Origin of the sequence: Pedococcus sp. 5OH_020 (assembly GCF_027812955.1) — a bacterium.
In the GTDB taxonomy this organism is placed as follows: Bacteria; Actinomycetota; Actinomycetes; order Actinomycetales; family Dermatophilaceae; genus Pedococcus.
This window is the reverse complement of record NZ_JAPYZV010000004.1, coordinates 1-14,188: the sequence shown is the minus strand read 5'-3', so window position 1 is coordinate 14,188 and position 14,188 is coordinate 1. Positions and strand designations below refer to the sequence as shown.

The following is a 14,188-nucleotide window of genomic DNA, read 5'->3' as shown; positions in this document are numbered from 1 at the left end:
GGGTGGGCAGCCTTGCCCCCGGTGCCCACGTGCGGTTTGAGTCGGACACGCTGCGGCACTCAACGACAGCCGTGTGCGCCGTGCAGCGGTTGGCCCTCGACTGTTGGGTGGCCGATGCCGAAGGGGTCTTCAGAAGCGCCGTGCTGCTGGTGGACGGACGCGAGCGAGCTCGTACTCGGTTGGCGCCAGGCCCGTGAGTCCAGACCAGTCAGTAGTGACGACCACCACCCGGGCGAGCTCAAGGCGCCAGCGACAGATCCGAGGAAACCGTGTCTGGGACTACCGAGTCTCTGAAGAGGTTGTTCATAGGTCGTGCGATGGCCAGCCACCGGCTCGGGGAGACGCTGCTGCCCAAGAAGCTTGCGCTGCCGGTCTTCTGCTCGGATCCGATTTCCTCGGTCGCGTACGCCACCGAACAGATCGTGCTGGTCCTTGGCACGGCGGGCGCGGCAGCCTTCTTGGGCCTGGCGGCGCCGATCTCAGTTGCCGTGGCACTGCTACTGGCGGTGGTCGTCGCCTCCTACCGGCAGACCTGCTACGCCTACCCCAACGGCGGCGGCGCCTATGTGGTGAGCAAGGAGAATCTTGGACAGAGCGCATCGCTGACCGCGGCCGCCGCCCTGTTGGTCGACTACGTGATGACGGTCGCGGTATCAGTCGTCTCTGGCGTGGTGGCCATCATCTCCGCGCTACCGTCCCTGGCCCCGTATGCCGTGGAGCTCTCCGTCGGCTTCGTGGCCCTCCTGGCGCTGATCAACCTGCGGGGCGTGAAGGAGTCGGGCACCGCGTTCGCGTTCCCGACCTACGCGTTCGTGGGGCTGACCCTGCTGCTGCTGGCCACCGGCGCCTACCGCGCGGTAAACAGCGCCATCCCTGAAGCCTCCAGCGCGCACCTACAGCTGAAGCACACCGCTCAGGTCGGAGGGATCTTCACGCTCCTACTGTGCCTGCGCGCGTTCGCGTCGGGCTGTACTGCACTGACCGGGGTGGAAGCCATCAGCAACGGTGTCCCCGCCTTCAAGAAGCCCAAGAGCAAGAATGCGGCCACCACCCTCCTGATCATGGGCGCCCTGGCAATCACCATGTTCTCCGGGATCACAGCGCTGGCGCTGGCCACGCACGCCCGGGCGTACCATGACGGGAATCCGTCGGTGATCAGCCAGATCGCCGATGCCATCTGGGGACGGGGCGTTTTGTTCTATGCCTTTCAGACGGCTACGGCCGGGATCCTCGTGCTGGCGGCGAACACCGCCTTCAACGGCTTCCCGACCTTGGCCTCGATCCTGGCGAAGGACCGCTTCCTGCCCCACCAGCTGCACAACCGTGGAGACCGCCTTGCTTTCAGCAACGGCATCATCCTGCTGGCCGGAGTCTCGATCGTCCTGATCATCGGCTTCGACGCCAACATCGACAAGCTCATCCAGCTCTACATCGTCGGCGTCTTCACCTCCTTCACCCTCTCCCAGGCCGGCATGGTCCGACACTGGCGAGGCGAGCTCGGCAGGACCGGCGACCCGGCACGCCGGCGCGCCATCCACCGCTCCCAGCTCATCAACGGCACCGGCGCGGCGGTGACGGCCCTGGTCCTGGTGATCGTCGTGCGCTACAAGTTCCTCGCCGGTGCCTATCTGGCCATCGCGGCAATGGTGGCCATCTTCCTGCTCATGCGGGCGATCCGCCGCCACTACGACGCGGTCGAGCTCGAACTGCAACCCGCACCGGGCGGCGTCATGCTTCCGAGCCGCAACCACGCCATTGTCCTGGTCTCCAAGCTGCACGCACCCACCATTCGCGCCCTCGCGTACGCAAAGGCCACCAGGCCCTCACACCTGATCGCGTTGACGGTGGCCGTTGACCAGGACGACGAGCGGAAGCTGCGAGCCGACTGGGACTACCGCGGGTTGGACATCCCGCTGACGATCGTCGCCTCCCCGTTCCGGGAGGTCACCCGCCCCGTCCTTGAGTACATCGGCCACATCCGGCGAGAAAGCCCCCGAGACGTGATCACCGTCTTCATCCCCGAATACGTCGTGGGGCACTGGTGGGAACACCTGCTCCACAACCAAAGCGCCCTGCGCCTCAAGGGCCGTCTGCTGTACCAGCCCGGGGTCATGGTCACCTCCGTTCCCTACCAGCTGCGCTCCTCCAGCCAGGCGCTGGACAACACCGATGAAGTCCCGGTTGCCGCCGCTGAGGCTCACTAGTCAACGCGAGTTCGAATCTGCCTGAAGGTGAGGACTACGCCGGTCGCGGCCACCATGCGAAGTCACGGTGCACGAGCGTCGTACCGCCCAGATTGGGCGCCGCGTGTTCGGGGCCAACCAGGGCCGCGCTGGGCATATCGCTCGAGTGCAAGTCTCCCTCAACGACGCAGACGCGCCAGACCGGTGGCCACGTTGGCAGGGCTCCAGCGGACGTGCTCGACGCGCTGTCCGGCGGGGCTCCTCCACGACGGTGATCAATGCCTCACGACACCACAAGCAGCCGACCGCCGACAACTCACCCCCTCCGTCGCGTTCTGCCCAGGGCCGCCGCATGCTCGTTGCGCTCAAAGCCCAGCACGTCCATCACGGACTGGACCTTGGCCCGTGTTGCAGGGGTCACTGGACCCTCGCTGTTGGCCACGCGGGAGACCGTCTTGATACTCACCCCGGCGAGCTCGGCGACATCTTTCATAGTGGCCGACCGCGGCGAAGACGTTCCCGGCCAGCGCTCCCCGTCAGGGATGCAGGGCGGCTGGGACGCACTTCGGACCCCTGCCATCAGTTCCCGCAAACTGGAGCAGCGACGGAGCCGCGCCGCACGATGGGACAGGGCAGGATGACGTGCTCCACCGGCGGTTCAGGCTCACCCTTCTCGCCGGCAAGCAGTCGACCGATCAAGTGGTGGACGGCCCACGCACCCATCGCATAGTGGGGCAGGGCAAGCGTCGTCAGTCCTGGGTACAGCCCATCGGCGATGATGTCCTGGTTGTCGATGCTCACGACGGAGAGTTCCCGGGGGATGCTGATGTTCAGCTCGTACGCGGCCCGGTATACACCCATCGCCATGCGGTCGTTGTAGGCGAATATGGCAGTAGGGCGGCGTCGCTGGGTCAGGAGCCTGAGACCGGTGCGATAACCGCCGAGAGTCTCGGACTCGTCGGCCACGACCAGGCTCGGTCGGTATCGGATCCCAGCTGCCTGGAGGGCGTCGCGATAGCCCTGCAAACGTCCGCGGGTGGCAGGGATGTCGTCGACATTGGTCACGAACCCAATTTCGCGATGGCCATGGTCGATGAGCTCCTGCACAGCACCCAGGCCGCTCCCGTACTCGTCGGGGACCACTGAGGACAAGGAACCGTCCGCTGTGATGCAGTCGACGAGCACGACCGGCAGCACGGAGAGGCCAGCGGGCATGGTCACCTGCCGGTGGTACCACGCGCCGTACAAGACACCGTCGACCTGGTTCTTCAGCAGAGTGCGCACCTCACGCCGCTCGACATCAGGATTCTCTCCCGTTGAGTACAGCGTGACGACCCACCCGAGCTCCGACGCCTTCTCCTGTGCGCCCAGAATGATCTGCCCCGCATACGGGGTGGTCACGATCCGGTCGCTGAGGAATGCCAAGGTCTGGGAGCGCTGTCGCCGCAATCCACGTGCCAGGCCGTTGGGCGAGTAACCCAACCGCTGCGCGGCGGCTTCGACCCGCTGGCGCGTCTCGTCCTTGATGCGCGCGGTCTTCACCCCGTTCAGCGCATGGGACACAGTCGTCACCGAAACGCCGGCTTCGTGGGCGACATCGCGGATCGTGGGCTTGTTAGGGGGCATGGCATGCCTGTCGTCGGGGACTCCTCCAGACGCACATCGCGCAGAGGGACAAAACTGTTTGGCAAACGTAGAACCGTCCCGCTAGCGCTGTCAACAGAGCCCTCAGTGAAGGCAACCTGAGGCAGCACCGCCACCTGCGCCCGCCCTTGGATCTAGTTGCTCGTAAATGCCTGTAACGGTAGCGATAGTGTACGCCAGACTCGCCCGATCTTGCCGAAGGTCTTGACGTCTCGGCGAAGCGCCTGCTTCACTCTCGGCATAAGACAAAAGCATTTGGCACAGGACCGGCCCACCAGCCTTAGTTTCCCTGCCGCCCCTCTTCAACGTCGCCCGGACGCGGGCGTCGACACTCCCCGAACCATCGTCAAAGGAGACGAAAGTGCATCTCACCTCCCGCGTCACCGCGGCGGCAGTTGCCGCGTCCGTGTCGGTCCTGCTGGCTGCTTGCGACAGCGGCACCGAGGGTGCCTCCTCCGGAGCGAGCGGCAAGTACTCGGCCCCGCCCTCGAACACCAAGGCAACCCTGTCGATCGCCAACTGGGGCAACCCCGGCGACGAGAAGATCTACAACGACGCGATCGCGCGTTTCCACAAGAAGTATCCGAACGTGCAGGTCAAGGACAACATGTCCCAGGTCGTCAACTGGGGCGACTACATCAACAAGATCCAGTCCTCGATCGCCTCAGGCGACGCCCCGGACATCATCAACATCGCCACTGAGGGTGTGGAGTACGGCCTCAACAAGAAGCTGTTTCAGCCGCTGACCAACTACACCAGCCAGGACTCGTCGGTGAAAAGCCTCCTGGATGACGTCAGCCCTGCTCTGATCGAGGGCTTCTCCAAGGACGGGCAGACCTACCTGCTCCCGAACAACTGGAACACGATGCTCGTGTACTACAACCCCGAGCTGTTCAAGCAGGCCGGCATCAACAGGCCCGCCGACAACTGGACCCGGGAGGACTTCCTGACCATCGCCAGGAAGCTGACCAGGACCTCGGGCGGTAAGAAGGTCTACGGGTTCGGCATCCCGACGTACACGTTCGCGTACATGCCCTGGATCTACTCCAACAACGCCTCGACGGCATCGGCGGACCTCAAGAGCCCCACTCTCGATGACCCAGGCACCGTTGATGCGATCCGCTTCATCTCGGACCTGGTGTTCAAGGAGAAGGTGGCGCCGAACCCCACCGGTGGAGACCCGACGTCGCTGTTCCAGGCCGGCCAGATCGCGATGACTGCAGCCCCGGCGAACTTGGCCGCAAGCTTGGCCAAGAACCCATCGTTCAAGTACGACGTCCTGCCGATGCCGGGCAACAAGTCGCAGACGAACGTGTTCGGCGCCGCAGGCTTCGGCATGTACTCCGGTTCCAAGAACAAGGACCTGGCATGGGAGCTGCTCAAGGAGCTCGCCAGTCAGGACACCCAGAAGCTTTGGGCCGCCGGAGGGTCATCCAACCCGACCACGAACACGGCGCAGAAGTCTGAAGCGTTCACCCAGGGCAAGCCGCACGCTGAGCTGTTCTACAACCAGATCGACCACGCCAAGCCCGTTGCGGCGCCAACCTTCTTCGCCGCGCTCGACACCGCGTTCCAGAAGGCCATGACCTCGGTGTACGCCAGCGGTGATGTCGAAAAGGCGCTGAAGCAGGCCAACGACGAAGTGAAAGCGACGGCCTCGCAGAATGGCTGACGCTCGACTGACCGCACCGGCGGCCGCTGTGGCCGCCGGTGCGGGCGACCGGCGCAGGCACAGGGAGGCCCGCGCTGGATACCTGTTCGTCGCTCCCTCGCTGCTCGGGTTCATCGTCTTCGTCCTCGGCCCACTGATCGCGGTGGCGTACTTCAGCTTCACCCGCTACGACGTGCTGACTTCGCCCCAGTTCGCGGGACTGGCGAACTACCGCCGCCTCCTGACGGACGCCCGACTCCACGCGGTCTACCTCAACACCGTCCTCTACGTCGTTGCCGCCGTCGTTCTCATCAACGGGTTCGCGCTCGTGCTGGCGGTGCTCCTGCACCAGCGCATGCCTCACTTCCTCACCCTGATCTTCCGGTCGGTCTACTTCTTCCCCTCCCTGGTGTCGCTGGTCTACATCTCCCTCATCTGGCAGGCCCTGTTCCAGCACGACACAGGGCTGGTCAACTACTACCTCGGACAGGTAGGGGTCGGGCCGCAGAGCTGGCTGAACAGCACGTCCCTGTCGCGATGGACGGTCGTCGTCGTCGACGTGTGGAGGAACCTGGGGCTGGCCATGCTCATCTTCGTCGCGGCCTTGCAGGACGTGCCCGCCGAGTTGGAGGAGGCCGCGCAGATCGACGGGGCAGGCCCCATCACCACGTTCCGCAAGATCATCATGCCGATGATCTCCCAGGCGATCTTCTTCAACGTCACCATCACCGTCATCGGCGCGTTCCAGATCTACGAATCGGTCATCGTCCTGACCAACGGGGGACCAGGAGATTCCACGCGCAGCGTCGTGATGTACCTGGCCGAACGTGCGTTCTCCGACTTCCAGATCGGATATGCCTCCGCCATCGCGATGACCCTGTTCGTCGTGATTCTGACGGCCACGCTCATCCAGTTCCGTCTCAGAAGATCGTGGGTGCACTATGAGTGAGACCACCCTCACCAGGACCGACCGCTCCATGCCCACCGCGCGGCTGCTGCGCCGGCGCCGTCGCCCGCCCACTGCCACTGTGGTGTGCGTCGTCCTCTTGGCTCTGGGGACCGTCGGCATGCTCGCCCCGTTCGCGTACATGCTCGTGACCGCGCTCAAGAGCGCACAGCACGCGTACGACCTGCCGCCGGACTGGTACCCCAAGGAGTTCCACTGGCAAAACTTCACCGACGCGATCAATGGACCGCTACCGCTGCTTCGGAACCTGTGGAACAGCGCCTTCATCGCAGCCATCACGACTCTTGGCATGTTGATCACAGCGCCCATGGCCGGGTACGCGTTCGCGCACCTGCGCTTCCCCGGACGCAACGGTCTGTTCGTCCTGCTGTTGGCGGCGCTCATGGTCCCGATCCAGGTGACAGTCATCCCGCTGTTCCTCATCATGCGCAACCTGCACCTGATCAACACCCCATGGAGCCTGATCCTGCCCCAGGTCACCGGCGCGTTCGGCGTCTTCCTCATGCGCCAGTTCTTCCTGTCGGTGCCTAGGGAACTTTTCGAGGCCGCAAAGGTCGACGGCGCAAACGAGTGGACGATCTACCGAGCGGTGGCCCTACCCCTGGTGAAGAACGGACTCAGCGCGCTGGGGATCTTGACCTTTCTGACGAGTTGGAACGCCTACTTCGCACCATCCATCTTCCTGAACAGTCAGGACTCCGCCACGCTGCCCCTTGCGCTGGTGCTCATGCGCGGCCCGTTCAGCACCGGCCAGATCAACGTCATCATGGCCGCCACCACCTTTGCCGTCGTCCCGGCCTTCATCGTGTACCTCATCGCCCAGCGCTGGATCATCGCCGGCCTTACCAGCTCGGCCGTGAAGGGATAGCGCGGCCCCCACCAGCCTGGCCACACCTCACACGCATGTCATCGGTTCCCCCGTCATGTGAAGCGTTCCTCTGCCATGCCCACCCACACTGCCCACGGAGGCTCACCTAATGGACTCACCACTGTCATCCCTGACCAGACGACAGGACGCTCGGACCGCCCGCGTCTCCAGTTGGGACCAGCGCGGACGCAACCAGGACAACTGGACGATCGGCCCTGGGGAGACGCGGGTCCTTGCCGACCTCGAGGGTCCGGGCCAGCTCACCCACATCTGGACCACGCAGTTCTGCCGCCAAGTGCTCGGGCCCGGGCTGCTGCAGCCCGAGGACACCGAGCAGACGGCTCCCGTGCTCGAGATCCACAACGCCCTCGGCCTGAACTGGGAGCAGCCCGACCCGGACTACTACCGCAAGGTGCTCCTGCGCATCACCTGGGACGACGAGCCGAACCCGGCCGTACTCGTCCCCCTCGGCGACTTCTTCGGCATCGGCCATTGTCTGCCGAACAGCTACAGCTCCGCCCTGTTCACCGTCTCCGCCAAGCCTGAGGAGTCGTTGATCTTCGGTGGCAGCGCCGCCTTGAACTGCTGGGTCCCCATGCCGTTCAACCGACGAGCCAAGGTCGAGATCGTCAACGAGAACGACCTGCCCCTGACGATGTACTTCTACATCGACTATGAGCTGTTCCGGCAGCAACTGCCCGAGCACACGGTGTACTTCCATGCCCGGTGGACGCGCAGCGACCCCTGCGACGGGTGGGGCCCGCAGCTGCAGACGAACAGCCCCGAGACGAACGTGGCGCACCTGAGCGACGAGGGCAACTTCGTTCTCCTGGAGACGACCGGCTCGGGCCACTACATCGGCTGCAACCTGTCGGTGCACCACCGACAAGGCAGCTGGTGGGGCGAGGGCGACGACATGATCTTCATCGACGACGACACGTGGCCCCCGAGCCTGCACGGCACCGGAACCGAGGACTACTTCAACCACGCGTGGGGCATGCAGAAGAACGCCTACGCCTACCACGGCACGATCGTGCATGAGAGTGACGTGCCCGGATACTCCGTCACCTACCGCCAACACGTCGTCGACCCGGTCCGCTTCTCCTCCCGGATCAAGGTGTCCATCGAACACGGGCACGCCAACCACCTCTCCGACGACTGGGCTGCAACCGCGTACTGGTACCAGACCCTGCCGTCACCGCCGCAGGACATCGCACCGCTTGCTCAGCGGCTTCCGCACCGACCGTCGACCTCACCGGCACCGGCTCCAGTTGCGGCACCACAGGACATGTCCGCCGAAGTCCAGGAGCGAACCCGCGCAGCCGCTGACCGCTTCGAGACCTACCAGGAGCGCATGCGCGCCCGGGCCAACCAACGCGCTGAACGCTCCAGAGCTGAGGCACGGGCGAACACTGAGCATGCCGCTGACATCCGCCGGCGGTTCCAGTGACGGGCGCTGACGCTGTGCCAGGAGCGCGCAACCGGCCCGCGGTCCACTTCACCGCGCAGGAAGGCTGGATCAACGACCCCTTCGGCATCGGGTGGCACAACGGCACCTACCACCTGTACTACCAGGCTGTGCCTGGACAGGTTGTCTGGGGACCGAACTGCCACTGGGGACGAGCCACCTCTCCCGACCTCGTCCACTGGACGGAGCAGCCTATGGCCCTGGTTCCCGAACCGTTCGAGGTGGGGTGCTGGTCCGGCAGCGTCGTCTACGACGGCGATGCCCCTGAGCTTTTCTACACCCGTGTCGGCGGAGGTAACTGGGCTATCGGGCAGGTCGCGCACGCGACCGTCGATGAGTCGTGCCCGGGCCGATGGAAGAGCTTGCCCTCAGATGTCCTCATTGCCGGCCCGCCGCCGGGGGTGCAGGCGACCTCCTATCGCGACCCGTTCATCTTCCGCCGCGACGAAGGTGATTGGGGCATGCTGATGGGCGCCGCCCTTGCTGACGGAACGGCCGCAGCTTTGCACTACCACTCCGCCGACCTTCGTGAGTGGACCTACGACGGCATCCTGTGCGCCCGACGCAGCACCCGAGCGGACGAGGTCTGGACCGGAACTCTGTGGGAGTGCCCGCAGCTGTTTCGCCTGGATGACCAGTGGGTGCTACTGATCTCCGTCTGGGAGGACGACGAGCTGTACCACGTCGTCGCGGCCACCGGGGACTACGACGGCTCGCGCTTCACCCCACGACGCTGGCAACGGCTCACGCACGGAGAGTCGGCATACGCCATGGCAGCGTTCCAAGACCGCAACGGCATGCGATGCGTTATGTCGTGGCTTCGGGAGGAGCCGCGCAACAACGAACGCCTCGTGCAACGTGCCGGGGCGCACTCGGTGGCAGCCGTCGTTGAGTTCGACGTGGCTGGGAATCTGGTGCTGCGCCCACACCCGGACGTGGACGCACTACGAGGACCGGTCCAGACCGGTCACGCATCCCCGCAGGGCACCTCCTACGATTGGGAAGGCGCCGCCGTCCACCTGCAGATGTCCACGGCGGAGTCCGGGCACATCAGCATGCTGGACGGTGACCACGAGCGCGCCTTCCTCGACCTCGACGCCCACTCGGGCGCCCTGGTGATCTCGCGACCAGGTTTCGGCAAGGATGAAACCTTACCCGTCCCCACCGACGGCGCAGATGTCACCGTCCTGCTGGACGGCGACATCGTCGAAGTCTTCTCCGCGGCCGGCTACGGCGCCTACCGCGTACCCGCTACCGCGCCAGGGCATGCCGGGACGCTCCGCTTCACCGGGCCCGCAACAGCGGAACCCGTTGTCCGGCCCCTGCAGCTGCAACCGCGAACCACCGACACCGCACGCTCCGTTCCGTGACGAAAGGCGAACACCTCATGACGATCCGTAGCAACGATGGCGCCACGCACTCGCCGTTGCCACAGCCCACGCGCTCCTATTCGCGCGAGGCGGCGCAGGCCGCGTTCCTGCTCGGCGGGATTGGCACCGGAAATGTCTCCGTCGGCGCCAGGGCCGAACTGCGCGACTGGGAGATCTTCAACTGGCCGGGCAAAGGTAACCGTCTGCCGTTCTCGTTCTTCGCCCTGCGCGCCCAGGCCCCCGGCACGGACCCTGTCATCCGCGTCCTGGAGTCCCAGCTGACCGCACCGCACGCGCTGTCGCACGGGTACTTCAACGGTGACCTCGCGGGCCTCCCCCGGTTCACCGACTCAAGCCTGCGCGCGACCTACCCGTTCGCGACGGTTGAACTGTCCGAGCCGGGCCTCCCGCTAAGGGTAACGATGGAGGCGTTCACTCCCTTCATTCCCGGAGATGCACCCGCCTCCGCCATCCCTGGGGCAATCATTCGATATCGGGTCACCAATCTCACCGACGAGGAGCTTGACGTCTCGGTGATCGGGTCCTTCGCCAATGCCACCGGGTACCAGGGTGAGGACGTCTTCGGAAACCTCAAGCTTGCCGGTGAAGTGACCAACGAACGCCGAGACGGTGACGGTGTAACCGGGATCTACTTCACGAGCGATCTGCCCGAGAACCATGAGGGCTTCGGCAGCATGGCTATCGCTGCGACGGGCGAGGACGTCACAGCCCGACCCACGTGGGTCCTGGGTCAGTGGACGGACAGCGCCCAGGACTTCTGGAACACTTTGGCCAGCGGCGGGCGTATCGCCGAGATCGCCGTCGACGAGTCCGGCGTCGGCTCGGAACTAGCCAACCATCTGGATTTCAGCTACCTGCGGCTGCGCGAAAAGGTCGGATCGGTCGACTCGCGCCAGGTGCTAGCGGCCGGGTGCACCGAGACGTTCGAGTTCGCCCTGACGTGGTTCTACCCGAACCGGCCAAAGGGCTGGGTCGAGGTCGACGCGGACCTGGAGCGTCACCGGACCGGAGGGTACGACCTCATCCGGAACCACTACGCCACGCACTACACGGACGCGTGGGACGTCCTCCAGCACCTTGTAGGCGACCTTCCGCAGTTGGAGTCCAAGAGCCGCGCATTCACGCACGCGCTGTACGAGTCAAGCTTGCCCGCCTCTGTCCTAGAAGCGGTGGCCGACAACATCACCGTGTTGCGCAGTCACACCTGCTTCTGGCTCGAGGATGGCAACTTCTACGGGTGGGAGGGCGTGCGGAACTACGTCGGCTGCGGCCTCGGCAACGTCAACCACGTCTGGAACTACGCGCAGACCGTTGCGTTCCTGTTCCCACAGCTCGAGATGACAATGCGCGACCTAGAGTTCAGGACCGAGATCGGCGACGACGGATCCTTGCCGTTCCGGTCCCGGCAGTCCCTGGACGATGAGCGCTGGCAGATGGTGCCGGCCGCCGACGGGCAGCTCGGCGCCATCATCAGGGTCTGTCGAGAGTGGCGTCTGACGGGTGACACCGCTTGGGTGCGTGAGTTGTGGCCAGCCGTGCAGAAGGCGATGCAGTACTCGCTGAACTACTGGGACTCCAACGGTGACCTTGTCCCCGACACTCAGCAGAGCAACACCTACGACATCGAGTTCTACGGCCCGAACGGGATGATGGGCAGTCTGATGGTGGCGGCCCTTCGCGCGTGCGCGGACATCGCTGACGGTGTCGATGACGACAGTGCTGCGCAGAAGTACCGGGAACTGGCCGAGACGTCGGCGGCCAACCTGGACGGCACTTGCTGGAATGGCTCGTTCTACGAGCAGCGCATCGACGACCCGGACGAGTACCGCTATCAGTTCGGTCCGGGAATCCACTCCGACCAGCTCCTTGGCCAGTTCATGGCCCACGTCGCCGGTCTGGGGCACATCCTTCCCCGGGAGCACGTGCGGGCGGCGCTGAGGACGATCCGACGACACAACTTCGTGGATGCGATGGAGGACGTGCACACGGTGCAGCGGGTCTACGCCCTGAACGACGAACCAGGCCTGGTTCTGTGCTCATGGCCCGACGGCGGCCGGCCCCGGTTCCCGTTCGGATACAGCGACGAGGTGTGGACGGGGGTGGAGTACCAGGTCGCGGCCAGCCTCATCTACGAAGGGGAGGTCACCGACGCAGTCACCATCGTCGACGCGGTCCGTTCCCGGCAGGACGGATTCCGGCGAAACCCGTGGAGCGAGAACGAGGCGGGGCACCACTACAGCAGGTCCTTGGCGAGTTGGGGTCTTATCACAGGCATGCTCGGGTTCAGCGCCGACCTGGGCCGCGCCCGGGTGAAGTTTGAACCGAAGTTCGACACGGAGGAGTTCTCGTGTTTTTGGGCTCACGGTCGCGGGTGGGGCACCTACCGGCACGAGCGGGACGCGGACGGAACCATCAAAGCGGTCGTCGACGTGCTCCACGGAACGCTCGGCGCGACCGAAGTTGACGCGCCCGTGCCTGTTCAGGTGCGCACCGCACGGTGACCGCCAGCCCAGGCGCTCGCTAACCCAGGGTGCGGTACCTGATTGTCTGGGTGTCGGTGACTGGGCAACAAGGCATGCGGGGCCGGATACCCCGCTGCTATGGTCCGGCAACGGCCGACGGCGTCCGATGGACGCCGTCCGCGGCAGCTCCCCGTTGCCGGTCGGGGACTGGGGCCAGCTCACCCCGTCGCGCAGGCCAGCCCCTTGGCGAGTTTGGCAAGTACGACGAAGAGGTGCGTGCCCATTGTGCGGCTGACCAACCCACCGACCCGCAGCTCGGCTGGCGCCTTAACACCGATAGGAAAGATCGACCCGGACATCGCAGCCCGAGCTCGCACCGACCGCGGTAGGCAACAGGCATTGTTTTCAAGTGCGGAAAGCGCGAGGTGCCCAGAGCAACGGCCGTCACGCCCCCGGCCAGGAAGGCCGCGGCAACGAAGCTGTCGGGGCAGGGAGCATGATATCAATCTCCAGTGACGGTCCCACGTAGACCGCAGCCCTGGAACCGACGTTCCACAGGAGCGGCAGGCGCGGAGCCTAGGAGCGTCACCGAAAGGCGGCTTGCCAGCCTTTTCGCTCGAGGTCTATGGAGGGAGGGGTAGTTGCACAGAGGGCACGGGCGTAGTCCTCGTGCTGCCGCTCTGATCACGCGGCAGCACGAGCCACCAAGGCCGTAGCCGTGCACGGGTCCGAGCAGGAGAGGCTGATGTACGCCGCCATCGACGACCTTGTTGGCACCGTGCCATGCCACGACGAATGGAAGAGCGCGTTCACCCTCCGCTACATCGACTTCACCCCAATCCAGCCCCTCCTGCCGTCACTCGATCCGCGGTCGGCGCGACTGACATCTCCGGCGAAGACCACTCCTCTCAACTCCAAGGCACAAATCACCGCACCCAGAATCCCGAGCGTCGACCCAGAGTGAGAAGGGCAAACCACTGCATGGAGTGCGCGCATGCGCGGGAGCCACATGGGGGCACAAGCCCGAACGTCACATAGCAAGACACCCTGTCCACCCTGCAACGCTTGCGCAGGTCCGACAAGGTGCCCGTTGGCGGAGCTGAGGGGATTCGAACCCTGGCCTTCTCATTGCGAAGGGCCCATAGCGACCTGGCACTCGTTGAGCCGTGCTTCACGCGGCGCGACCTGACTGCATCCACTGCAGGCCGTACCAGCGTGGGAGCACAACCGGGGCACACGCCCCAAGCGCAGGCGGTCCTCCCCCATGCTCGGGATCGGTGATACTGCCACCCTTTCCCCAGGCATCGGTGCCTACCAATCGAGTACCGGTCGCGCAGGTAACGCCTCGATGGGAGCACCATGGAGCCGTTTGACTTGGTGGCTGCTCGCCGTGCTTGCCGGGGTCACGGTGCGGCACTTCGCCCAGATAGGGCGTGCCTCGGGGTGTCGACGACGCTCGAAAACGAGGCCATAGCGACGCTTGAAAACGAGGCCACCCAGACAGATTGGATGGGTGATCTCAGTGGAGGATTGGGCTCTGATCCGGCGGCTGGT

The 14,188-nt window shown here is 65.1% G+C and carries 10 protein-coding genes; 8 read left to right on the top strand and 2 right to left on the bottom strand.

The window, feature by feature from the left end:
- Window positions 1-317: 317 nt before the first annotated feature.
- A complete protein-coding gene (locus tag PHA84_RS07850) occupies window positions 318-2,204 on the top strand; it encodes an APC family permease (protein ID WP_270887551.1) in 1,887 nt (628 codons plus the stop codon).
- A 295-nt stretch (window positions 2,205-2,499) separates the two neighbouring features.
- Here PHA84_RS07850 and PHA84_RS07845 read toward each other — a convergent pair whose 3' ends face one another.
- Window positions 2,500-2,676: a LacI family DNA-binding transcriptional regulator gene (locus PHA84_RS07845; RefSeq protein ID WP_270887550.1), complete on the bottom strand. Its 177-nt coding sequence runs from the start codon at window positions 2,674-2,676 to the stop codon at window positions 2,500-2,502.
- Window positions 2,677-2,762: 86 nt separating this feature from the next.
- Complete coding sequence (locus tag PHA84_RS07840) at window positions 2,763-3,809, bottom strand: LacI family DNA-binding transcriptional regulator (RefSeq protein ID WP_270887549.1); 1,047 nt, start codon at window positions 3,807-3,809, stop codon at window positions 2,763-2,765.
- A 379-nt stretch (window positions 3,810-4,188) separates the two neighbouring features.
- Here PHA84_RS07840 and PHA84_RS07835 point away from each other — a divergent pair, with 379 nt between their 5' ends.
- The 7 genes from PHA84_RS07835 to PHA84_RS07805 all read left to right on the top strand — a co-directional run bounded on the left by PHA84_RS07835 (window position 4,189) and on the right by PHA84_RS07805 (window position 13,598).
- Window positions 4,189-5,499 (top strand): ABC transporter substrate-binding protein, encoded by a 1,311-nt coding sequence (locus tag PHA84_RS07835; RefSeq protein ID WP_270887548.1) that lies wholly within the window; start codon window positions 4,189-4,191, stop codon window positions 5,497-5,499.
- A complete protein-coding gene (locus PHA84_RS07830) occupies window positions 5,492-6,427 on the top strand; it encodes a carbohydrate ABC transporter permease (protein ID WP_270887547.1) in 936 nt (311 codons plus the stop codon). The genes PHA84_RS07835 and PHA84_RS07830 overlap by 8 nt, the downstream gene beginning before the upstream one ends.
- On the top strand, window positions 6,420-7,313 hold the full coding sequence (locus PHA84_RS07825; protein WP_270887546.1) for a carbohydrate ABC transporter permease: 894 nt from the start codon (window positions 6,420-6,422) through the stop codon (window positions 7,311-7,313). Before PHA84_RS07830 ends, PHA84_RS07825 begins: the two co-directional genes overlap by 8 nt.
- Before the next feature lie 109 nt (window positions 7,314-7,422).
- Window positions 7,423-8,763, top strand: a complete 1,341-nt coding sequence (locus PHA84_RS07820; protein ID WP_270887545.1) for a DUF2961 domain-containing protein — start codon at window positions 7,423-7,425, stop codon at window positions 8,761-8,763.
- Window positions 8,760-10,151, top strand: a complete 1,392-nt coding sequence (locus PHA84_RS07815) for a glycoside hydrolase family 32 protein (protein ID WP_270887544.1) — start codon at window positions 8,760-8,762, stop codon at window positions 10,149-10,151. Before PHA84_RS07820 ends, PHA84_RS07815 begins: the two co-directional genes overlap by 4 nt.
- Before the next feature lie 17 nt (window positions 10,152-10,168).
- Window positions 10,169-12,673 (top strand): GH116 family glycosyl-hydrolase, encoded by a 2,505-nt coding sequence (locus PHA84_RS07810; RefSeq protein WP_270887543.1) that lies wholly within the window; start codon window positions 10,169-10,171, stop codon window positions 12,671-12,673.
- 706 nt (window positions 12,674-13,379) lie between these two features.
- Window positions 13,380-13,598 carry a hypothetical protein gene (locus PHA84_RS07805; RefSeq protein WP_270887542.1) on the top strand — a complete coding sequence of 73 codons (219 nt, stop codon included), beginning with the start codon at window positions 13,380-13,382 and terminating at the stop codon, window positions 13,596-13,598.
- The last annotated feature ends 590 nt before the right edge of the window (window positions 13,599-14,188 follow it).

Excerpts from the sequence above, each read along its gene's own strand:
- PHA84_RS07840 (WP_270887549.1), bottom strand. The coding sequence starts at position 3,809 with ATGCCCCCTAACAAGCCCACGATCCGCGATGTCGCCCACGAAGCCGGC.
- PHA84_RS07850 (WP_270887551.1), top strand. The coding sequence starts at position 318 with ATGGCCAGCCACCGGCTCGGGGAGACGCTGCTGCCCAAGAAGCTTGCG.
- PHA84_RS07825 (WP_270887546.1), top strand. The coding sequence starts at position 6,420 with ATGAGTGAGACCACCCTCACCAGGACCGACCGCTCCATGCCCACCGCG.
- PHA84_RS07830 (WP_270887547.1), top strand. The coding sequence starts at position 5,492 with ATGGCTGACGCTCGACTGACCGCACCGGCGGCCGCTGTGGCCGCCGGT.
- PHA84_RS07805 (WP_270887542.1), top strand. The coding sequence starts at position 13,380 with ATGTACGCCGCCATCGACGACCTTGTTGGCACCGTGCCATGCCACGAC.
- PHA84_RS07810 (WP_270887543.1), top strand. The coding sequence starts at position 10,169 with ATGACGATCCGTAGCAACGATGGCGCCACGCACTCGCCGTTGCCACAG.
- PHA84_RS07820 (WP_270887545.1), top strand. The coding sequence starts at position 7,423 with ATGGACTCACCACTGTCATCCCTGACCAGACGACAGGACGCTCGGACC.
- PHA84_RS07845 (WP_270887550.1), bottom strand. The coding sequence starts at position 2,676 with ATGAAAGATGTCGCCGAGCTCGCCGGGGTGAGTATCAAGACGGTCTCC.